The sequence below is a fragment of the Streptomyces yatensis genome, from assembly GCF_018069625.1.
Classification (GTDB): Bacteria; Actinomycetota; Actinomycetes; order Streptomycetales; family Streptomycetaceae; genus Streptomyces; species Streptomyces yatensis.
In genome coordinates this window covers 8939755-8961348 of the sequence record NZ_CP072941.1, presented here as the reverse complement: position 1 = coordinate 8961348, position 21594 = coordinate 8939755, and the positions used below count along the sequence as shown (strand labels likewise).

The window sequence follows — 21594 nt, the reverse complement described above, 5'->3', positions numbered from 1 at the left end:
CCGGGAATCATGCGGGCGCGTCCTGGCGGGCTTTGATATGGGTCGGGTTTCCGATCGCGGCGGCGGCAAACGGATCCGAACGCGCCATGCCCCATACGGGGCTTACGGGGCTTGCTCGGCGAGTTCCCAGGCCCTCAGTCCGTCCCCGGCGGCGTCCGTTCCGGCGGGCCGTAACCGCCGCCGCCCGGCGTGTGGACGACCAGGATGTCCCCCGCTCCGACGTCCGCCGCGTCGCGGCCCTCCAGGCGGTCCACCGAACCGTCGGCGCGCTCGATCAGGTTCGCCCCCAGCGCGCCCGCCTCGCCGCCCGCCATGCCGTACGGGGGCACCCGGCGGTGGCCGGTGAGGAGGGCGACGGTCATCGGCTCCAGGAAGCGGATGCGGCGGGTGACGCCGTGGCCGCCGCGCCGGCGGCCGCGCCCGCCGCTGTCCCGGCGGATCGCGAAGCTCTCCACCCGCACCGGAAAGCGCCACTCCAGCACCTCGGGGTCGGTCAGCCGGGAGTTGGTCATATGGGTCTGTACGGCGTCCGCGCCGTCGAAGCCGTCTCCGGCGCCGGAGCCGCTGGCGACCGTCTCGTAGTACTGGACGCGGTCATTGCCGAACGTGACGTTGTTCATCGTGCCGGAGCCCTCGGCCTGGACGCCCAGGGCCGCGTACAGCGCGCCCGTGACGGCCTGGGAGGTCTCGACGTTCCCGGCGACCGTGGCGGCCGGGAAGACGGGCGCCAGCATGGAGCCCTCGGGGATGCGGACCTCGAGGGGCTTCAGGCAGCCGCTGTTGAGCGGGATGTCCTCGGCGACCAGCGTCCGGAAGACATAGAGCACGGCCGCCATCACCACCGAGCTGGGCGCGTTGTCGTTGCCCGGCCGCTGGGGCGAGGTGCCGGTGAAGTCCAGGAGGGCGCCGCGCGCCGTGCGGTCCACCGTAAGGGTGACGTGGATGACCGCCCCGCTGTCGGTCTCGTAGCGGTACGAGCCGTCGCCGAGGCCGGTCACGATGCGGCGCACCGACTCCTCGGCGTTGTCCTGGACGTGGCCCATATAGGCGTGCACGACATCGAGGCCGAACTGCCCGATCATCCGGCGCAGTTCCTGGATGCCCTTCTCGTTGGCGGCGATCTGGGCGCGCAGATCGGCCAGGTTGGCGTCCGGGGCGCGGGACGGATAGGGCCCGCCGGTCAGCAGTTCACGGGTCTCCCGCTCGCGCAGCGCCCCGTCCCGTACCAGCAGCCAGTTGTCGAAGAGGACGCCCTCCTCCTGGATGGTGCGGCTGAAGGCGGGCATGGAGCCGGGGGTGATACCGCCGATCTCGGCGTGGTGGCCGCGCGAGGCGACGAGGAAGAGCAGTTCGTCCCCGGCCTCGTCGAAGACCGGGCTGACCACGGTGACATCGGGCAGATGGGTGCCTCCGTGGTACGGGTCGTTGATCGCGTACACATCGCCGGGCCGCATCGTGTCCCCGTTGCGCCGCAGCACCTCCTTGATGGACTCGCCCATGGAGCCCAAGTGCACCGGGATGTGCGGTGCGTTGGCGATGAGATTGCCCTCGGCGTCGAAGAGGGCGCAGGAGAAGTCGAGCCGCTCCTTGATGTTGACGGAGTGGGCGGTGTGCTCCAGGCGCACGCCCATCTGTTCGGCGATGGCCATGAAGAGGCTGTTGAAGACCTCCAGCATCACGGGGTCCACCTCGGTGCCGACCGCGGTGGTGCTCGGCCGCGGCCGCACCCGGGTGAGCAGCAGATGGCCGCCCTCGCCCGCGGTGGCCTGCCAGCCGGGGTCGACCACGGTGGTGGCGTCCTCCTCGGCGATGATCGCGGGCCCGGTGACCCGGTCCGACGGGCGCATACGGTCGCGCTCGTACAGCGCCGTCCGCTGCCATCGCCCTTCCGCGAACATCCTTACGGTCGTCACGGGCGCCAGTTCGCCCTCTGTGGGCGGCCGCTGAACGGCATGGCCGCCGACGGGCCCGGACGCGCCGACCGCCTCGACCGACACCGCCTCGACGACCAGCGGCTTGTCCATGGTGAAGGCGTAGCGCTCGCGGTGTGCCCGGACGAAGTCCTCGGTCATCGCGGGGACGGAGCCCAGCGGGACGGGGATGCTGGAGTCGGTGCCCGCGTACCGCAGATGGACCCGGGCGACGGTGTCCAGGGTGTCCTCCGGGACGCCGTCCGCGAGCAGTTCGTCGCGGGTCCGGCCGGCCAGCCGCCCGCACAGTTCGCGCACCCGCGGCAGCGTCTCCTCCCCCAGCTCCGCCTCGACGGCCTGCTCGCGCATGGCGGTGGCGTCGGCCACCCCGATGCCGTACGCGGAGAGCACCCCGGCGAGCGGCGGCACGATCACCGTGCCGATGCCGAGCGCGTCGGCGACCGCGCAGGCGTGCTGGCCGCCCGCGCCGCCGAAGCTGGTGAGCGCGTAGCGGGTGACATCACGCCCGCGCTGTACGGAGATCTTCTTGACCGCGTTGGCCATATTGAGCACCGCGATGTCCAGGAAGCCCGCCGCGGCCTCCTCCGGTCCGCGCCGGTCGCCGGTCGTCTCCGCGATCTCCTCGGCGAGCGCGGCGAAGCGCTCCCGGACCGTCGCCGCGTCCAGCGGCTGGTCGGCGTGCGGGCCGAAAACGGCCGGGAAGTGGTCCGGCTGGATCCGGCCGAGCATCACATTCGCGTCGGTCACGGTCAGCGGGCCGCCGCGCCGGTAGCAGGCGGGGCCGGGGACGGCCCCGGCCGAGTCCGGCCCCACGCGGTAGCGCCGGCCGTCGAAGTGGAGCACCGAACCGCCGCCCGCGGCCACGGTGTGGATGTTCATCATCGGGGCGCGCATCCGCACCCCCGCGACCTCGGTGCCGAAGACGCGCTCGAACTCGCCCGCGTAGTGCGAGACATCGGTCGAGGTGCCGCCCATGTCGAAGCCGATGACGCGGTCGTGTCCGGCCTCGCCGGAGGAGCGCGCCATGCCCACCACCCCGCCCGCCGGTCCGGACAGCACCGCGTCCTTGCCCCGGAAGTGCGCGGCCTCCCGCAGCCCTCCGTTGGACTGCATGAACATCAGCCGGATACCGCGCAGTTCGGCGGCCACGTCCTCCACATAGCGGCGCAGGATGGGCGAGAGATAGGCGTCGACCACGGTGGTGTCGCCGCGTGACACCAGCTTCATCAGCGGGCTGACCTCGTGGGAGCAGCTCACCTGCGGGAAGCCGAGGTCGCGCGCCACCTCGGCCAGGGCCCGCTCGTGGGCGGCGTGCCGATAGCCGTGCAGCAGGACGACGGCTGCGCTGCGGAAGCCGTCGCGGTGGGCGGTGCGCAGCGCCTCGGCGGCGGCGTCGAGGTCCAGGGGGCGGACGACCTCGCCGTGGGCGTCCACCCGCTCGGGGATCTCCACCACCCGGTCGTACAGCGCCTCGGGGAGCAGGATCCGGCGGTCGAAGAGGCGGGGGCGGTTCTGGTACGCGATGCGCAGCGCGTCCCGGAAGCCTTCGGTGACGACGAGGACGGTCGGCTCGCCCTTGCGCTCCAGCAGGGCGTTGGTGGCGACCGTGGTGCCCATCTTGACGACGTCGATCCGGTCGGCCGGGACCGGGTCACCGGGGCCGAGCCCCAGCGTCTGCCGGATCCCGGCGACAGCGGCGTCGGTATAGCGCTCGGGGTGGTGGGAGAGCAGCTTGCGGGTGACCAGGCGGCCGTCCGGACGCTTGCCGACGACGTCCGTGAAGGTTCCGCCCCGGTCGATCCAGAATTCCCAGCGACCCGTCACCCCGCCATTGTCGCAGCGGGCGGCGGTGTGTCGGCGGTGAGCGGGTCGGCGGGCGGCGGAGACAGCGGCGGCGTGGTGGGGACAGGCTGCGGGGCGGCGGACGAGGGCGTGGGCCGCTCGGTGAGGGGGCCGGCGGGCGGATGAGGGAGCAGGGCGGGGGCAGGACCGCTGGTCACCGCGGTGAGCGCGGCGAGGGTCGCCCCCCGGTCCCGCTCCTCGAGCAGATGGGCGGTGCCCCGGAGGCGGTGCCTCCACTCCTGGGCGGCCAGCGCGACCAGACCGGGCAGGAGGTCGGTGCAGCGGTCCGCGATCCAGCGGGTGCCGCGGGTCGCCATCCACCACGCGGAGGCGGCGCGCGAGGGCGCTGGGCCGTCGAGCTCCAGGGACGGCGGGGCGCCGGTCGCGACGGACCGGGCGCGCAGGGCGCTGTGGAACTCCCTGGCCAGCAGCCGGTGCCCGAGCTCGCTCGGGTGCAGCCGGTCCACGCTCCAGGCCCGCCGCTCGGCGACCCAGCTGTGGTCGCCGAGCTCCACATGGACCGCCTCGTACCGCTGGGAGAGCGCGTGCACCACTGTGTTCACCGCGCGCATCCGGCGCCCCAGCGGGCGCGCGAGCGCGGACGGCAGCCCCAGCATCCGCCCGGGGTCGGGCAGGCAGGCGGTGAGCACCACGGCGCCGTCGGCGCGCAGCGCGCCGATCGTGCGGTCGAGGGCCTCGGCGACCCGGTGGATGTCGAACGAGTCGCGCAGCGTGTCGTTCCCGCCGACCACGACCGAGGCCAGATGCGGGCGGGCGCGGCGGGCTTCGGCCAGTTGCTCATCGGCGACATCGGCGGCCAGCGCCCCGCTGCGGGACACATTGACGAACTCCACCGGCTCATCGGGATGCGGCCCGGTGGCGGCCGCCAGCAGTGCGGCCCAGCCACGCCATCCGCCGCCGGGCGCCGGGTCGCCCAGCCCCTCGGTGAGCGAGTCGCCGAGGGCGGCGAACCGCAGCCTGCGCGGCTCGGCGCCGTCGCCCGGGCCGGGCGTCTGGCCCGGTGTCTGGCCGGGCGTCTGGCCGGGCGTCCGCCCCGCCGGGTGCGGGGCAGTGGTGGAACCCTGCCCCGCACCCTCCGGCTCCGTCTCCGCCTCCGTGAGGACGGCCTCCGTAAGGCCGGCCTCCTTGAGGACGCCCTCCGTAAGGACGGTGTCCGCAGCGACGGCCTCCGTAAGGACGTTCTCCGTAAGAACGTTCTCCGTACGAGACGGTTCCGTACCAGCGCGGTCCCCCGTGTGAGCGCCGGTTGCGCTCACCGCACACCGCCGACTGCCCGGTGCGCCGAGACCGCCGCGGCGGCCGGGAGCGCCGCGGCCGGGACCCGGCCGCCGTCGGCGCACCGGACGCCCTCGGTGGACGCGTCATGGGCGGTCAGGAACGAGGCGACCGCCGCGGGCCAGCCGTAGCGCTCGGCTCGTGCCCGGGCCGCCGCCCGGCGGAGGGGCTCGGAGCGGGACAGGACGCGCTCCACGGCGTCCGCGAAGGCCGTTCCGTTGTCCGCGGCGGTCTCGCCCGCGGCGCCGACGATGTCGGGCAGCGCGGAGAGCGCGCTGACGACGACGGGCGAACCGCAGGCCAGCGCCTCCAGGGCCGCGAGCCCGAAGGTCTCCGCCGGGCCCGGCGCCAGCACGACATCGGCGCTCGCCTGGATGGCGGCGAGCCCCGCCCGCTCCGCCACATGACCGAGGAAGACGGCCGGAAGCCCCTCGGCGTGGGCGCGGGCCTCCAGACGGGCCCGCAGCGGCCCGTCCCCGGCGACCACGAGCGCCGCGGAGACGCCGCGCCGCCGCAGCTCGGCGAGCGCGTCCAGCGCCCGTCCCGGCCGCTTCTCGGGCGAGAGCCGCGAGCACATGGCGAGGAGCACGGCCGCCTCGCCGCGGTGGTGGTCGCGCAGCGCGGCGTCGTGGTGGGAGGGGTGGAAGTGGCCGAGATCCACGCCCAGAGGGGCGCGTACGACATTCCGCGCGCCGATCCGTACAAACTCGCGCGCCGCCCATTCGGTGGTGCAGACGATCCGCGAGTACGCCCGCGCGGTACGGAGGTTCAGCCGGTCCGCGGCGCCCTGGGCGAACCCCTCCGGCACACCCCAGGTGCGCAGCACGGCGTCCGCGCTCTCGTGGGAGACCATCACGGCCGGTACGCGGGCGCGCCGCGCCCACTCCCCCGTCCAGCGGAGGGTGGTGCGGTCCGACACCTCGAGCCGGTCCGGTGCGAGGCCGTCGAGCAGCCGGGTCAGCCGCCGCCGGTCGGTCAGGACGCGGTAGCCGCCGGTGCCGGGGATGGTCGGCCCGGGCAGCGTGATCACCCGCCCCTGCCGGGTGTGCTCGTCCGAGACCCGCTCGCCCGGCACCACCAGGACGGCCTCGTGCCCGGCCGCCTGATAACCGGCCCCGAGCTCGCGCAGCGCGGTGCGGAGGCCGCCGGAGGCGGGGGTGACGAAGTTGGCCAGCCGGACGATGCGCAGGCCCGTGCCCTCGCTCATGCTGCTCTCTCCTCCCACGGCGCTCATGCTGTGCGCCTTTCACTCGCTTCTCCGCCGACGCGGCGCAAAGGCGCGGGCATCGCGGCCACCCGCGGCCCGGCGGCCGCGCCTGCGGCGCTCATAGCGCGCCCTTCACCCGCTCCTCCGCCCACGCGGCACAGAGCCGCGGCCATCACGGCCACCCGCGGCCCGGCGGCCACGCGTGCCGCGCTCATAGCGCGCCCTTCACCCGCTCCTCCGCCCACGCGGCACAGAGCCGCGGCCATCACGGCCACCCGCGGCCCGGCGGCCACGCCTGCGGCGCTCATGCCGCGACCGCCGTACGGGCCGCCAGCACCTCGGTGTAGTGGTCGATCAGCTGGTCGCCGATCGCCTCCCAGGTGCGGCCCTCGACCGCCTCCCGGCCGGCGTGACCCAGGGCCGCGCGCAGCTTCGCGTCGGCCGAGAGCAGCGATACGGCGTCGGTCACCTCGGTCGCGTCCCCGGGCGGCACCAGCAGCCCCGTACGCCCGTGGTCGACGAGGTCGAGCGGGCCGCCCGCCGCGGGCGCGACCACCGGGACGCCGCTGGCCTGGGCCTCCTGCACGGTCTGGCAGAAGGTCTCCTGGGGCCCCGTGTGGGCGAAGACGTCCAGCGACGCGAAGACGCGGGCCAGGTCGTTGCCGGTGCGGCGGCCGAGGAAGCGGGCCCTCGGCATGGCCGCCCGCAGTGCGGGCTCGCTCGGCCCGTCCCCGACCACGACGACCTGGACGCCGGGCAGCCGGCTCAGCGGCGCGAGCAGCTCGACGTTCTTCTCCGGGGCGAGACGGCCTATGTAGCCGACGATCAGCTCACCGCCGGGGGCGAGGGAGCGGCGCAGCTCCGGGTCGCGGCGCGAGGGGTGGAAGCGCTCGGTGTCGACGCCGCGCGGCCACAGCCGGATCCGCGGCACGCCGTGGTCCTCGAGGTCGCGGGCGGAGGCGGTGGAAGGAGCCAGGGTGCGGTCGGCGGCGGTGTGCACGGCGCGGATGCGCCGCCAGGCCGCGTTCTCGCCCGCGCCGAGGTAGGTGCGGGCGTAGGAGCCGAGGTCGGTCTGGTAAACGGCCACCGCCGGTATCCGCAGCCGGAGCGCGGCGGTCATCCCGCGCGCACCCAGCACGAAGGGGCTGGCGAGGTGGACGACGTCGCTGTGGTGGGAGGTGATGGCGGCGGCGAGCTTACGGCTGGGGAGGGCGACCCGGACCTGCGGATAGCCGGGCAGGGGCAGGGAGGGGATGCGTATGACGGGGTAGGGATGGGACCGGTCGAGCTCCCCTTGGCTCTCGGGTGGACCGCCGGCCGTGGCGGGCGGTGAGCCTCCGGGGGGACCCGCCGGTGCGATGACCAAGGGGTGATGACCACGGCGGTGGAGATGGTCGGCCGTCTGCAGCGTGCAGTGAGCGACGCCGTTGATGTCGGGTGGGAAGGATTCAGTCACGATGGCGACACGCATACCGGTGTTGTCGGCGTACGAAGGGTGGCTCCGGCATCGTGCACGTTTCGCGCCGTAGAACGTCCCATGAGCGTTGGCCTTCGCACTCCCCGGGCACCGCTCATGACCCCGGCGAGATCACATCAAACCCGTACGAACCCGCCTCGATGAGCGCACGGTCACCCGGCGTGAAACTGTCGCCCGGGTGAACACCCTGTTCGGGCGGCGCGGAGGTACGGAGGGTGACGAGCCCTTCACCCTGCCGGGGAAGACGCGTCTTTCGCCCCCGAGGTTGCGCCCCGCGCGAGATCGCGCTCCGGGGCGGCCGACGGGGTCAGAAGTCCGGGGTCTCGGGCCCGATGCGGCTGCGGACCGCCGTCTGGACCTCGGCCTCCTCCGCCGGGTCGGCGGCCAGCCTGCGGAGCTGTTCGACGACGCGGGTGTCGGCGGTGGCGGCGTGGCGGGCGGCGAGTTCGCGGGTGCTCTCCTCGCAGTCCCAGAGGCATTCGACGGCGAAACCCGCCGCGAAGGACGGATCGGTGGCGGCCAGCGCGCGGGCGGCGCGGCCGCGCAGATGGGAGGAGGCCGTCTCGCGGTAGACATGGCGCAGTACGGGCGCGGCGCAGGAGATCGTCAGGCGCCCGGCGCCGTCGACGAGCGTCCACAGGATCTGGGAGTCCGGGCCCTCGGCCCGGACCGTGCGGCGGAGGGCGGCGAGCACGAGCGGGCTGTCGTACTGACCGCCGCGGCAGGAGAGCATCGCGGCCGCCGCGTCACCGAGGGCGTCGGGGCGGTGGGCCCAGACGCGGGCCCGGTCGAGGGCGGAGATACTGCGCATGCGTTCGAAGGCGGAGAGGGCCGCCTGGGAGACCAGCTCCGAGGCGTCCGGTTCGGTCACGGCCGCCTCGATCAGGTCGAGCACCTCGGGGTCGCCGATCTCCGCGAGATGCCGCAGCGCCGCGGCGCGGGCGGCGTCGGGGGCGGACGCGGCGGCGGCGAGGAGTTCGGGCCGGTCCTCGGGACCGGCGACGGCGGCCAGGCAGCGGGCGGCCGCGTCGGGGCGGCGGGCGTCCGGCTTCAGATCGTGCTCCCGCTGGGCCCACAGCAGGATGTCGTGGACGCTCCATCCGGGGCGCGGTCCCGAGGGCCGCAGCTGGCGCTGCCACCGGTCGAAGGCGCCCTGCTCCGCCGCCGCGCGCACCCGCGGCCCGTGGTGCGGATCGCCGGCCCACAGCCGCCAGGGCCGGGGCTCGTAGGCGCCGCGTACGACGGCGGCCAGCTCGGCGTCGCCCTCGGAGGTCTCGGGGAAGCGGGCGAGGACCGCGGGGGCCAGGCCGCGCAGCCCGGGGTCGTCGTCGCGCAGGGCCAGCTCGTCCAGGGCCCATTCCCAGTTGCTGCCGGCCGCGGTGTAGCGGCGCAGCAGCCGCAGGGCGTCGGCCCGGCCGTAGGCGGCGAGGTGGCCGAGGACGGAGAGGGCGAGCCCGGTGCGCGCCTCGTCGTCGTTGACCAGGTCGTCGGGGTGGAACAGATGCTGTTCGATTTCGTCGAGCTCGGCGTCGAGGTCCAGGCAGAGCCTGGCGTAATAGAGCGAGCGGTTCTCGACCTGCCAGTCACGGCGGGGGTCGCGCAGCACACAGTGGTGCAGTGCCGCGAGCGCCTCGGCCCGCGGCGCGGCGAGGGCATGCAGGGTCCCGTCGCCGCGGCCTCGCTGAAGGAGGCCGAGCAGGGTGCCGCTGGGCGCTATGTCTGGATCGAACATGAGGTCAGCATCCGGTGCGGGAGGTTCGCTGGCAACGGGATTTCCGTCGATCGGCATTCTTGCCGATGTCCTGGCGCCGTATGCCTGATGAACGGCGTGGGACTGCGGGACTCCCGAGCGCCGCAGCCTACCCGGAATCGCGCCCTCCGCCGATTCCCCGCCGATATGACCCCGGAAGGCCATCGGCATATGCCGCAAGCACCACCGGATCGGGTATTGCCAAACCGCTTACGGGATGTCGCAGCCTGTGCAAGAGTCGTTACCGGTCCCTCCCCTCAAGACCCGGCCGCGCCGCGCCCGTATCGGAGAACGTCATGCCGTCCCCCCGCTCCGCGGACCATCCCGCCGTTCCACCTCCCCAGCGTGACACGGTCGACGCCCTTATCTCGCAGACCCAGCGGCTCCGTGGCGGACTCGACGCCGTCCGCCGCGACACGGTCGCGGATCTGGGCGGTACGGACGACGCGCAGGTGCGCTGGCAGCGCGCGCTGTGCGAGCTCGCCGTCCACCAGCTGGACGATCTGGACCGGCATCTGGGCGAGCTGCGCGAGGGACTGCTCGCCGATCCCCCCGGAACGGAGGAGGGGACCGAAGCCGACGCGGCGGAGACCGGGACGGAAGCCGACGCGGCGGAGACCGGGACGGAAGCCGACGCGGGCGCGGCGGACGGGGCCCCGGCCGGGAGCGGCGCCACCGGCCGCGGTTCGCTGCTGAGCCGGGTCGGCAGCGCCGAGTGGAACCTCCTCTCCGACGAGGTGACCTGGTCCGACGAGCTGTGCCGGATCTTCGGCCGCGACCCGGCGGACGGCGGGCTCACCCTCGACGAGCTGCCCTCCTGGGTCTTCTCCGAGGACCAGCCGATCCTGACCGCGATGGTCACGGACTGCCTGGTGGACGGAAAGCCGATCGACGGCGAGTTCCGCGTCGTGCGCGCGGACGAGGTGGTGCGCACCGTCCATATGGCGGGCGAGCCGGTGCTCGACACCGACGGCAGCACCGCCTCCATGTGGGCCGTGCTCCGGGACGTGAGCGAGCTGCGCCGCAGCGAACGGGCGGTGCGCGAAAGCCGGGACACCCTCAGCCACCAGCGGCGGATCGCGCGGACCGAGCGCCGGCTGGCGGTGGAGGTGCAGGAGGCCGTGCTGCCGCCGTGGCGGGGCTCCCTCCGGCTTCCGTCCGGTGACGGCTTTCCGGGCGCCGGCCCGGCGGCCGACGGCGCCGCCCTCGACATCGCCGCCCACTATCTCCCCTCCGAGTCCAGCGCCCAGATCGGCGGCGACTGGTACGACGCGCTCGAACTGCCGGACGGACGGACCCTGCTGAGCGTCGGCGGCCTCACCGGCCATGGCGTGACCGCGACCTGCGGTATGGCCATGCTGCTGGGCGCGGTGCGCGGCATGGCGGTGGCCGGGATCGAGCCGGGCCCGCTGATGGGACGGCTCAACCAGCTGCTCGCCGTCTCCTCCCAGCCCGCGCTGGTCGGCGCCGCCTGCGGGCAGTACGACCCGCGCACCCGCACCCTGGTGTGGGCGCAGGCCGGACACCCCGCCCCGCTGCTCTTCCGCGACGGGACGGGGCGCCCGCTGCGCTCTCCCGACGGCGTGCTGCTCGGCGCCACCACGGGCGCCACGTATACCCAGTCCGAGGAGCGGCTGGAGCCGGGCGATCTGCTGGTGCTGCACACCGGGCGGCTCGCCGGGGACGCCGAGGGCGCCACCGAGCGGCTGCTCGCGCTCGCCCCACGGCTGACCGCCGCCCATGGCGCACAGGAGTGCGTACGGACCGTGGCCGAGGCGTTCGGCGACGAGCCGCGCGAGAACGACGCCTGTGTGCTGATCGCCAGGGTCACCGGTGCCCGCGCATGACGGGGCTTCCCGCGTCGGCGTGGCGCGGTGATCGGTCCTCGTAGGGCACGGTGATCGGCGCTCGTAAGGCGTTGGCTTCCCGTACGGGTGACGTGTTTCGTCGGGGTTGACTCGTCGTAAGGCGCTGCCCCCTCGTCGGGCCCCTGGTGCGCTGTGGCCCGGCCGCTAGACGGCCGCGCTCCGGGCGATGGAGCCGGACCCTTTCAGCCCCGGGCCACCCTTGCTCGCGCCGGCCTTCGGCATCACCTGCTGGATCTCCTCACGCAGCTCGCGGATGGCCGGTGTCGTGGAGTACCGCCCGGTGAGCCGGTACATCTCGCGCAGCCGGTCCCAGGTGCGATGCGAGGAGTTCTGCTCGATCGTCAGCAGGGCCATCCGGGCATAGCGCTCGGCCTGCTCGGGATCGCCGCCGATGAAACAGGACGAGGCGATGGAGATGTGGTCGAAGATCTGGGACCGCTGGCGCCCGCCCTCCCGCATCCGCAGCGCCTTCTTGGCATGGCTCTCGGCGATGCCCGCGACCCCCGGCTCGTGCTCGGCGAGGGTGCGGTAGACCAGCCCCTGCATCCCGTACAGATCCGCCTCGTTGAACAACTGCATCCAGCTCGGCGCCGGCCCCTCGTCCCGGTCCGAGATGAACAGCTCCTCCGCCTCGCCCAGGGTGCGGCGCACCGCCTGGCCGTGGCCCTTGGCCGCCTGCGCCCATGCCTCGATGGTGCAGAACATGGCCCGGGTGCACGGCAGCGCCGCCTCGCCCGCACCGGCCTTGGCCAGCTTCATCAGATCCAGGGCGTCGTCCGGGCGGCCCAGGTGGACCATCTGCCGGGCGGCCCGGGAGAGCGCCTCGCTCGCCCGGGGGCGGTCGCCGCCCTCGCGGGCCGCGTGGGCGGCGATGACGAAGTACTTCTGGGCGGTGGGCTCCAGGCCGACGTCATGGGACATCCAGCCGGCGAGCACCGCCAGGTTGGCCGCCACCCCCCACAGCCTGCGCTGCAGATGCTCGGGGTGGCGGTAGGCGAGCATGCCGCCCACCTCGTTGAGCTGGCCGACCACGGCCTTGCGCTGGAGCCCGCCGCCGCGGGCCGCGTCCCAGGCGCGGAAGACCTCGACCGAGGTCTCCAGGGCGTCGATCTCCTGGGAGCCGACCGGGGCGGCCTCATAGCGGTCGAAGCCCACGGGCTCGACGGACAGGGGATTGTCGGTACGGGGCGCGTCGGTGGCGAGGGTGGGGTCGGAGAGCAGAAACTCGCTCATGGCACCGGTGATGGCGGATCCTGCGGCGAGCGCGGCGCCCGCACCCACCAAGCCGCGTCGGTTGAACATAAGGTCCATTCCCGTGAATTCGGTGAGGACCGCGGCCGTGGACTCGGGCGGCCAGAGCAGCCCGTCGGCGGGCTGCCCCTTTCCCGAGCGCCCCCCTCGTCCGAACCCGAGGTCCTCAGTGGTCACGACTCGACCGAGACGCTCGGTGAACAGGGCGGCCAGCACCTTGGGCACGGGATCGCGCGGCGTCTCGCCGGTGTCGATCCAACGCCGCACCCGCGAGGTGTCGGTCGCCAGCTGCGGATGGCCCATGGCCGCCGCCTTCCGGTTCACGAGCCTCGCGAGCTCCCCTTTGGACCAGCCGGCGAGGCCGAACAGGTCCGCAAGACGGGTGTTGGGTTCCCTCGTCACGTCAAGCCCCCAGGTTCCTCGGCTGACTTGACAGTAACGGTCCCGTCACGAGCCGTGCGACTATTCGCCAGGGTTCGCCAGGGTCCGCCAGATGGTGTGCCACCCGTACAGGGGTGTGATGTAGGAGTGCGTTACCCGGCCCCGTGGCGGATCGAGCTGAACCGACCGCATTCCCCAGGGTGCGGCCCCGCCTCGGGCCCGGGTGCGTACGCAACTCGTCGGCACACGAAGGGATCTGTATCGCCCATGTACGCAGCGTCGTCCTCCGTGTCCGTCCCGCCCCGGCCGTACCGGCGGCAGCTGCCCGGCTCCGGGCCGTACCTCGATCCCGCCCACGGCGGCCGGGCCCGGCGGACCGCCGCCCTCGGCACCGTGCCGCCTCGCGGGAGACTCGACTTGTCCGGTCCACAGGGTGCGCAGCTGCGCACCGCGATCACCTCGGTCCATCGCATCTGTCCGGAGTTCAACCCGGTGCAGGTGCTGCGGCGCAGCGGACGGTCCGTGCTCCTGATCGGGGCGACCGGTCGCAGCACCGCGGTGGCCAAGTGCCTGCTGGACCACTCCCCCGCGTGGGCCGAGCGGTTCCGCCGGGAAATAGCGATGTACCGGACGTTCGTCCGCCAGCGCCCGCCGGTGCGGGTGCCCCGGCTGATCGCCGCCGACCCGGACAACTGCGCGCTGGTCATCGAGCGGATGCCCGGGCGGATCGCGGCCGCGCAGCGCCACCCCACCGAGCCCCCGCCGCGCGCCGATCTGGGGGCGGTGCTGGGCGCGATCCGCAGGGTCAACCAATGGCGGCCGCCCGCCGATCTGTTCGACGCCCCCATCGACTACGCCGGCCGGCTGACCCGCTATCACGAGCTCGGGCTGCTGACCGACCGGGACATGGGCGATCTGCAGAAGCTGCTGCGCGGTGTCTCGCAGGCCTGCGGGCGGCAGACCCCGGCGCAGTTCTGCCACGGCGACGCCCTGTTGAACAATGTCCTGCTCTCCCCCGCGGGCCCGGTGCTCCTCGACTGGGACCACGCGGGCTGGTATCTGCCCGGCTATGACCTGGCCACGCTGTGGACGGTGCTGGGCGACGCCCCCGTCACCCGACGCCAGATCAGCCAGTTGGCGCAGGCCTCGGGCCCGGCCGCGCGGGACTCCTTCCTGGTGAATCTGATGCTGGTGCTGACGCGGGAGATCCGCCAGTACGAGACCGCGGTGCAGCGCACCATGCACGATCCCGCCCCCGTGGTGCCGGGCGCCGTCCCGGCCGGTGAGGAGCAGCGGCTGCTGCTGCGCCGGCTGCATGACGACTGCGCGCTGGCCCGGCGCGCGGTGCGGGCGGCGGTCGGCACCCGCTGAGCGGAGGCGGATGGCGGCAGGGGCGCGTCACCGGTCTGGACCGGTGACGCGCCGCGGTCGGGCTGACATGCGAACACGCGTCTGGGTGACGGCGATTGACGTCACGCCTGGCAGCGCATATCTCTAAGTGGCTCGGCCCGGCCCGCTTGAGGAGGCTGCAATGCCAGAATCCGCACAGGACAGCGCCCACGACGCGAACAGAAACCCGTCCGGCCCCACCCGGAGAACCACACTGCGGACCGCGGGAGCCGCGGCGTCCGCCGCCCTTCTGCTCCCGCTGGTCTCGGCGACCCCCGCCGCCCATGCCGACCAGCCGCGGGCCGACGGTCCTCCTGCCGATGGCGGTGCCCTGCAGCGCGCCTTCGCGGCCGCGGCCGCCGAGTACGGCGTTCCGCTCAGCGTGCTCCTGGGCGTCTCGTACCTCCAGTCGCGCTGGGACGGCCACCGCGGCGCGCCCAGCGTCACCGGCGGCTACGGGCCCATGCATCTCACCGACGCCCACACCGCCCTGCTCAGCGCCCCGCACCACGGCCAGGGCACCGAGGACGCGCGCGGCGACCTCGCCCGGCCCCTGAGGGTCCCCAAGGCCGCCGTTCCCGAGCCCCGGCAGCTGCCCGCCCGGCTGCGCACGCTCGGCCGGGCCGCGGAGCTCACCGGGCTCTCCGCGGAGGCGCTGCGCGGCGATGAGAGCGCCAATGTGCGCGGTGGCGCGGCCCTGCTGGCCGCCACGCAGAAGCGGCTGGGGCTGCCGCCGAGCGAGGACCCCGCCGGCTGGTACGCGGCGGTGGCGGCCTACTCGGGCGCCGATGACGCCACGGCCGCGGCCGCCTTCGCCGACGAGGTGTACGCGGTGATCCGCGGCGGTGCCGCGCGGACGACCGCCGACGGTCAGCGGGTCTCGCTCGACGCGGCGCCCGCTCTGGCGCCGGACACCCGGCAGCTGCGGACGCTCGGTCTGCCGTCCCGTGCCCGGGATCCGCACGTAGAGGCCCCCGAGGATGTGTCCTGCGAGTGGATCCCGGCGCCCTACGAGGAGTTCGGGGACAACGACTACGGCAACCACGACCTGGGCGACCGCCCCGCCTCGCAGTCCATCGACTACATCGTCATCCATGACACCGAGGGCTCCTGGGACACCACCATCAAGCTGGTCCAGGACCCCACCTACGTGTCCTGGCAGTACACCCTGCGCTCCTCCGACGGGCATATCGCCCAGCATGTGCCGCTCAAGGACGTGGCCTGGCACGCGGGCAACTGGTACGTCAACGCCAAGTCCATCGGCCTGGAGCACGAGGGGTTCCTGACCGCTCCGGACGCCTGGTACACGGAGGCGATGTACCGCTCCTCGGCGCGGCTGGTGCGCTATCTCGCCAAGCGGTTCGACATTCCGCTGGACCGCCAGCACATCCTGGGCCATGACAATGTGCCGGGCACCACCACCGCCACCATCGCGGGCATGCACACCGACCCCGGCCCCTACTGGGACTGGGCACACTACTTCACCCTGCTCGGCGCGCCCTTCCGGCGCACCGCGGGCGCCTCCGGCGGGCTGGTCACCATCCGCCCCGACTACGACACCAACCGGCCCGTCTACACCGGCTGTGAGACGGCGGGCAAGGAGTGTGCCCCGCACGGCTCGGCCGCGGTGCGGCTGCACACCGCGCCGCGTGCGGACGCCCCGCTGGTCAAGGACATCGGGCTGCGCCCCGACGGCTCCGACTCGACCACCGGCGTCAATGACACCGGCGCCCGCGCCACCACCGGGCAGCAGTTCGCGGTCGCGGGCCGTGAGGGCGACTGGACGGCGATCTGGTACCTCGGCCAGCGGGCCTGGTTCCAGGACCCCAAGCGGCGGCCGACGGCGGTGAGCGCCAAGGGGCTTGTGGTGACGCCCAAGGCCGGGGTGGCGGAGGTTCCGGTGTACGGCCGCGCCTATCCGGAGAAGGGGGCGTATCCGGAGGGTGTGCCGGTGCAGGCGGTCTCGCCGCTGCCGTACAAGCTGCTCGCCGGGCAGTCCTATCCGCTGGGGCTGAGGACGCGGGGCGAGTATCTGTGGGCGACCACCTTCGATCCGGCCGGTCACAAGGTGGTGCGCGGCCAGGACGTGTACTACCAGATCCAGTTCGGGCACCGGGTGGCGTTCGTCCGCGCCGCCGATGTGACGGTCCGGCGCTCGGGGAAGTGAGCCCGACGGGCCGTCAGTCCGCCGCGTGAGCGTGGTGGGACGGGCCGTCCGGGGGCCGTGGGCGACCGTGCCGGCTGTGTGCCGCACGGGCGTCTCACGGCCCTCGGCGTGTGTGCCGTACGGTCCCTCGGCGGCACTCCTCAGCGCTGCTGGAACATCTCCGCGGGCAGCGGCTTGAGCAGCCGGTACAGATCGTCGGTGATCGGCCGGTCCCAGCTGGCGATGGTGACGAGCACGCCGTCGCTGCGGTCGAACTGGGCGCAGGAGATCCGGCCCTCGGAGAGTTTGATCCGGCGGACGATGAGGAGGTTGTCCTCATGCATGACCGGGCTGTCCTCGGTGTCCACCACCTGGACCGGCTCGTCGTTCCCGAGCGCCGCCAGCAGCTGGGTGACCTCGAACGGCGGCTGGCCCTCCGCGACCTCCCGGGCCGGGGACCCCTCGGGCAGATTGCCGATGATCATCGCCGGGCCGCGGCCGCCGAACAGGTCGTAGCGCAGGAAGACGCCCTGGCAGGTGCCGTCCGGAGCGGGCAGCAGCCCCGCCCCGAGATCGCCGGGCCAGTCTCCCGGGTCCATGGCGAGGACGTCGAAGTCCGGCCCGGTGGGCGTGGCGGCGCTGCGGCGGCGGAGGAAGGACATGCGGACATGGTACGTGGCCGCGTGCCGGTTACCGTGCCGGGGAGCGGGCGGGCCGCACCCCTCATCCGGGGTCGGGAGCCGGGCGCTGGGGCAGGCCGACCGTGGGGGTGATCAGCCGCTTCGCCAGCCCGGCGCGGTCGGTGCCGACCTTACGGTAGACATCGGACAGCAGCCGGGCGACCTCACGCTCCTCCAGCCCCGTCGCCTCGCTGATCCGGGCGTCCGGCCAGCCCTCGGCGGCCCGCTCGGCGACCGCCTGCTCCTGGGAGGTCAGCGGGCTGGTGTGATCGACACGCAGCTGCATGGGGCGCAGCCCGGCGGCGGACAGCTCGTCGCGGGCCCGGGCCGCGAGCGCGTCGGCCCCGCAGCGCACCGCTCCCTCCAGACCGCGGTAGAGCCGGTCGCCGGCCTCCTGGGGCAGGCCGATGCGGCGCAGCGCGGCGCCGTGGTCGACCAGCGCCACGGCCAGGTCGTAGGAGGCCGGTGACCGCATCAGATGGCTGACGGCCTCGGCCAGCAGCTTGATCCGGTCCGGCCCCTGGGTCACGGTGGCCGCGGTGTGCAGCGCCTTGCCGATCGCGGAGTGGGTGCCGAACTGACGGGCGCGGCGCACCGCGTCGTCGGCGACCTCGGCGGCCTGCGGGGGATCGGTCAGCGCGAGGGTCTGGGCGAGGTGGAGCTGCCAGGGGCACCAGGCGGGGTTGCGCATACCGCGCCCGTCCATGCGGCGGCCGACCTCGGTGAGCTGGTGCCGGGCCTCGCGGTGCAGATTGGCGGCCAGCAGCAGCTCACCGCGGACCGCCGGTACGTCGGGGCAGAGCGTGGCCTGCGGCAGGGTCTCGCCGCGGTGCCCGGCCGAGAACTCCTGCGCCTCGCGGACCCGGCCCTGGCAGATCAGCGTTCCGATGAGGGTGCCGACCGCGGTCCAGTGCGCGGGTGTCGAGGAGCCCACCAGATCGGCGATCCGCATCCCCTCCCGGGCCAGTTCCTCCGCCTCCCCGAGCGCGCCGCGGCGCAGCCGGGCGTACCCGAGAAGAGTGAACCCGAACGCCAGATGGGAGCCGCGCCAGCCCTTGCGCTCGCATTCGGCGATGCCCTTGTTGAACAGTTCCTCGGCGCGCCCGGGCTGGTCGCAGTGGAGGAAGACGAGGGCGACCAGGATCGGCCCTCGAAGCCCCAGTCGTCATCGGTCCAGCTGAGGCCGTCGCCGAGGGCCTCCTCCGCGTAGTGCAGCGCGGTGGCGACCGGCTCGCCGCGGGTCATCGCGTCCCAGGCGCGCAGCCCCAGCAGATAGCGCTCGGCCATGCCGCGGCCGGTGAGGTGGTCCGCGAGCCGGGCGAGGCGCCGGGAGCGGGCGGGCGACTCCTTCTCATCGGCGCGGAACATGTTCCACATGAGCTGCTCGGTCTGCATCCGCAGCCGGGTGCGGGCGCTGGTGGCCCGGCCGATCTCGGCGGCGACGACCTGGGCGGCCTCCTCCATGCGGCCGCTGTGGCCGTATGCCTGGGCGAGCCGGTAGGTGATCGCCTCGCGCAGGTCGGGGCCGAGCGCGGGCTCTTCGAGTGCGGCCCGCAGATGGTTGACGGTGACGTCGGGCTCGGTGAGCTGGGCGGCGCAGCCGAGCTCGTACAGCACGGCGGGGCGCTCCTCCAGGGCGGGTGGTTCGCGCAGCGCCCGGGCCAGACAGCGGCGCCCGGCGTCGGGGGCTCCGGCGCGCAGGTACTCCCGGGCGGCGGCCCGCAGATGGTGCACCACCCAGGTGTCGCCCTCGGGGTGCATCTCCAGCAGATGCCGGCCGGCGGCCGCGGAGCCCAGACCCGCGCCGAGCACCACGGTGGCGGCCTGGCCGTGCATGGCCACCCGCAGGGCGCCGGGGATGGCCTGGTAGACGGCGGTGGCGATGAGCGGGTGGAGGTATTCGAGGGGCCGGGTGCCGTTTCCGGGGCGCGGCGGGGCCAGGATCCGGGCGTCGACGAGCCGCGCCACCACATCGACGGCCTCGCTCTCGCTGAGCCCGGCGACATTGGCGGTCAGCGCCGGGGTGGCCTCGATACCGAGGACGGCGACGGCCCAGGCGAGGCGGACGGCGGCGGTGCCGAGGCGGGTGAGCCGGTCGTTGAGCCCGCTGTCCTTGGCCGAGGAGACCAGTTCACGCAGCGCGGGCAGGTTCTCCGACTGCGGTTTCAGCCGACGGTCGCGGATCTTGGCGGTGAGTTCGGTGATCTCCCAGGGGTTGCCGCCGGTCATCGCCCAGCACTCGCGGCAGAACGCGTCGTCGGCGTGGTCCCCGAGGACCTCCCGGACGATCCTGCCGACTCCGCTCGGGGTCAGCGGCGCCAGTACATGGGGACGTGATCCCTGGCGCTCGACAAGAGCCCGTATCACGGCGACGTCGGCGGTCAGGCCCTCCGGGCGGTAGCCGACGGCGAGCAGCAGGGGCAGGTCGGCGGTGCGCGAGGCGAACCGGGTCAGCCAGTCCAGCGATTCGGGGTCGGCCCAGTGGACATCGTCGAGGATCATGACGACCGGGGCGTGTTCCACGGCGAAGCGGGTCACCAGCCAGTCGAGGCCGTCGCGGACGCCCTGGGGATCGGGTGCGCCGCCGTGGCCCGAGACCACCAGGCCGACCGCGGGCGCGACGATGTCGTACCAGCCGCCGAGGATCCTGCGGTGCTCGTCCTCGCCGGTCGCCGCGAGCACCGGCTGGAAGAGCTGGCGCACCACATGGAAGGCCGCGCCCTGTTCGTGCTCACCGCCACGGGCCCGGAGCACGGTGCAGCCGCGTGCGGCGGCCCTCCGGCGCGCCTCGCCGAGCAGCGCGGTCTTGCCGACGCCGCCGGGGCCCTCGAAGGCGATCACTCCGCCGCCGCGGGTCTCGGCCCGATCGGCGGGGCCCGTCCCGCACAGTTCGGTCAGCGCGGTGTCCACCGCGCGCAGCTCCCGATCCCGCTCCAGCAGTGTCCGGCGCGTCAGGTCCTGTTGGCTCATGTCCTCCGCCACGTTCATCCCCTCCGGCAGGTGACGCCGAGCGTAGCGCGGATGGCACGCTCCGTAGCCCCCAATGGGGGTTTTTCCGCCGGGCATTGCCAGTGGCACACGCCAATTCACTGCCTCCTCTATCGATGCCACGTTCCGCACGCGAGGATGACCGGATTCACCGGGTTGGCCAGATGCCGCGCACGCCTGTGGTATGCGCGGCCGCGGCCGCCCGACCGACGAAGGGGGCGGACACGATCATGCACGCGCACGCTTCGCGACCACAGGCCCGGCAGACGACTCTGCTGCGCCGGGCGGCCCTGTTCGACTTTCCGGCCTCCGCCGACCTCAGTCCCGGCACCGAGGCGGCCAGGCAGCACACCATCCAATGGCTCTCGCGGTTCGGCGTCTTCGAGGACCGCGCGTCCGTCGCGGAGTACGACGCGCTCCGCTTCGACGTGCTGGCGGGCCTGTTCTACCCCAGGGCGACCGGCGCCGATCTGAATCTGGGCAGTGACCTCGTGGGCTGGTACTTCGTCTTCGACGATCAGTTCGACGGCGAACTGGGCTCCCGTCCGGAGGCCGTGGCACGGCTGGTGGCGGACGTCATACGGATCACCGAGGAGGACATGGCGCACGGCAGGGCACAGGGCGGCGAGGGGCCGCTCCTGGAGAGCTTCCGCGACCTGTGGCGCCGGATCAACTCCGGGCGGCCGCGGGTGTGGCGGGACCGCTTCCGCCACCACTGGCTGGAGTACCTGCACTCCTACCACCACGAGGCCCTGGAGCGGACCGGCGCGCTGCCCGGCGGCGGGGACGCACCGCGCTCGGTGGAGGCCGTGCTGGCGCTGCGGCGTCACTCGATAGGCGTACAGCCCTGTCTCGACCTGAACGAGCCGTTCGGCGGCTACACCCTGCCGCCCGCGCTGCACGGCGGCTTCCCGATGGCGCGGATGCGGGAGGCTACGGACGATGTGGTGGTCTTCACCAATGACATCGCTTCCCTGGACAAGGAACTGGCCGTAGGGGACGTCCACAACAGTGTCATCGTCCAGTGGGAGCGCGCGGGTGGTGAACTGGAGGACGCGGTAGGCCATATCGCCGACCTCGCCAACGCACGCTATCGATGGTTCGAGGAGACCGCGGCCAGGCTGCCGGCGCTGCTCACCGAGGCGGGGGCGGACCCGGGAACCCACCGGGCCGTGGGGCGCTATGTGGACGGCATGCGGCATGTGATGACGGGCAATCTGGGCTGGTCGCTGCGTACGGCACGCTACGACGAGCGGGGCACCGAGGCGGTCAGCGGGGGACGGCAGCGGCCCTGGGCCCAGTTGACCGGCGCGGAGGAGCTGATCCGCGCGGGGCGGGGCGCGCCGCTGCCACCGCTGGACAGCGGTTCGGGCTCCCGTTAGCCGGGT

Annotated in this window: 13 protein-coding genes; 4 read left to right on the top strand and 9 right to left on the bottom strand. The window is 73.8% G+C overall.

Features of this window, described 5'->3' with window-relative positions; all coding sequences use genetic code 11:
• Positions 1-134 precede the first annotated feature (134 nt).
• From J8403_RS37580 to J8403_RS37560, 5 genes are all read right to left on the bottom strand, one after another.
• The gene (locus tag J8403_RS37580) at positions 135-3755 is read right to left on the bottom strand and encodes a hydantoinase B/oxoprolinase family protein (RefSeq protein ID WP_211127078.1); all 3621 of its coding nucleotides are present in this window, start codon (positions 3753-3755) and stop codon (positions 135-137) included.
• Positions 3752-5050, bottom strand: a complete 1299-nt coding sequence (locus tag J8403_RS37575) for an SGNH/GDSL hydrolase family protein (protein WP_211127077.1) — start codon at positions 5048-5050, stop codon at positions 3752-3754. The genes J8403_RS37580 and J8403_RS37575 overlap by 4 nt, the downstream gene beginning before the upstream one ends.
• Positions 5047-6276, bottom strand: coding sequence for a glycosyltransferase (locus J8403_RS37570; RefSeq protein ID WP_211127076.1), 1230 nt, complete (start codon positions 6274-6276; stop codon positions 5047-5049). The genes J8403_RS37575 and J8403_RS37570 overlap by 4 nt, the downstream gene beginning before the upstream one ends.
• Positions 6277-6580: 304 nt before the next feature.
• On the bottom strand, positions 6581-7747 hold the full coding sequence (locus J8403_RS37565) for a glycosyltransferase family 4 protein (protein WP_211127075.1): 1167 nt from the start codon (positions 7745-7747) through the stop codon (positions 6581-6583).
• Between the two features lie 313 nt (positions 7748-8060).
• Positions 8061-9485 (bottom strand): HEAT repeat domain-containing protein, encoded by a 1425-nt coding sequence (locus J8403_RS37560; protein ID WP_211127074.1) that lies wholly within the window; start codon positions 9483-9485, stop codon positions 8061-8063.
• A 314-nt stretch (positions 9486-9799) separates the two neighbouring features.
• Between J8403_RS37560 and J8403_RS37555 the strand changes: the two genes are divergently transcribed.
• Positions 9800-11350 (top strand): PP2C family protein-serine/threonine phosphatase, encoded by a 1551-nt coding sequence (locus J8403_RS37555; RefSeq protein WP_211127073.1) that lies wholly within the window; start codon positions 9800-9802, stop codon positions 11348-11350.
• 165 nt (positions 11351-11515) lie between these two features.
• Here the strand turns inward: J8403_RS37555 and J8403_RS37550 are convergent, their stop codons facing one another.
• On the bottom strand, positions 11516-13024 hold the full coding sequence (locus tag J8403_RS37550) for a DNA-binding protein NsdB (RefSeq protein ID WP_211127072.1): 1509 nt from the start codon (positions 13022-13024) through the stop codon (positions 11516-11518).
• Positions 13025-13270: 246 nt separating this feature from the next.
• Between J8403_RS37550 and J8403_RS37545 the strand changes: the two genes are divergently transcribed.
• Positions 13271-14374, top strand: a complete 1104-nt coding sequence (locus tag J8403_RS37545) for an aminoglycoside phosphotransferase family protein (protein ID WP_211127071.1) — start codon at positions 13271-13273, stop codon at positions 14372-14374.
• A 160-nt stretch (positions 14375-14534) separates the two neighbouring features.
• A complete protein-coding gene (locus tag J8403_RS37540; protein ID WP_246586177.1) occupies positions 14535-16559 on the top strand; it encodes an N-acetylmuramoyl-L-alanine amidase in 2025 nt (674 codons plus the stop codon).
• Positions 16560-16699: 140 nt separating this feature from the next.
• On the opposite strand, the gene J8403_RS37535 is transcribed toward J8403_RS37540, so the two are convergent.
• The 3 genes from J8403_RS37535 to J8403_RS37530 all read right to left on the bottom strand — a co-directional run bounded on the left by J8403_RS37535 (position 16700) and on the right by J8403_RS37530 (position 20188).
• A complete protein-coding gene (locus tag J8403_RS37535; RefSeq protein ID WP_020873536.1) occupies positions 16700-17200 on the bottom strand; it encodes a hypothetical protein in 501 nt (166 codons plus the stop codon).
• Positions 17201-17261: 61 nt separating this feature from the next.
• Positions 17262-18170, bottom strand: coding sequence for a helix-turn-helix transcriptional regulator (locus tag J8403_RS44645; RefSeq protein ID WP_343245336.1), 909 nt, complete (start codon positions 18168-18170; stop codon positions 17262-17264).
• Positions 18095-20188 carry an ATP-binding protein gene (locus J8403_RS37530; RefSeq protein WP_343245335.1) on the bottom strand — a complete coding sequence of 698 codons (2094 nt, stop codon included), beginning with the start codon at positions 20186-20188 and terminating at the stop codon, positions 18095-18097. Before J8403_RS37530 ends, J8403_RS44645 begins: the two co-directional genes overlap by 76 nt.
• A 248-nt stretch (positions 20189-20436) precedes the next feature.
• Here J8403_RS37530 and J8403_RS37525 point away from each other — a divergent pair, with 248 nt between their 5' ends.
• The gene (locus J8403_RS37525; RefSeq protein WP_211127070.1) at positions 20437-21588 is read left to right on the top strand and encodes an isoafricanol synthase; all 1152 of its coding nucleotides are present in this window, start codon (positions 20437-20439) and stop codon (positions 21586-21588) included.
• The last annotated feature ends 6 nt before the right edge of the window (positions 21589-21594 follow it).

Bases quoted from the DNA above. Each gene is read 5' to 3' on its own strand.
- J8403_RS37545 (WP_211127071.1), top strand. From the start codon at position 13,271: ATGTACGCAGCGTCGTCCTCCGTGTCCGTCCCGCCCCGGCCGTACCGG.
- J8403_RS37540 (WP_246586177.1), top strand. From the start codon at position 14,535: ATGCCAGAATCCGCACAGGACAGCGCCCACGACGCGAACAGAAACCCG.
- J8403_RS37570 (WP_211127076.1), bottom strand. From the start codon at position 6,276: ATGAGCGAGGGCACGGGCCTGCGCATCGTCCGGCTGGCCAACTTCGTC.
- J8403_RS44645 (WP_343245336.1), bottom strand. From the start codon at position 18,170: ATGCGGATCGCCGATCTGGTGGGCTCCTCGACACCCGCGCACTGGACC.
- J8403_RS37530 (WP_343245335.1), bottom strand. From the start codon at position 20,188: ATGAGCCAACAGGACCTGACGCGCCGGACACTGCTGGAGCGGGATCGG.
- J8403_RS37525 (WP_211127070.1), top strand. From the start codon at position 20,437: ATGCACGCGCACGCTTCGCGACCACAGGCCCGGCAGACGACTCTGCTG.
- J8403_RS37535 (WP_020873536.1), bottom strand. From the start codon at position 17,200: ATGTCCTTCCTCCGCCGCCGCAGCGCCGCCACGCCCACCGGGCCGGAC.
- J8403_RS37555 (WP_211127073.1), top strand. From the start codon at position 9,800: ATGCCGTCCCCCCGCTCCGCGGACCATCCCGCCGTTCCACCTCCCCAG.
- J8403_RS37565 (WP_211127075.1), bottom strand. From the start codon at position 7,747: ATGCGTGTCGCCATCGTGACTGAATCCTTCCCACCCGACATCAACGGC.
- J8403_RS37560 (WP_211127074.1), bottom strand. From the start codon at position 9,485: ATGTTCGATCCAGACATAGCGCCCAGCGGCACCCTGCTCGGCCTCCTT.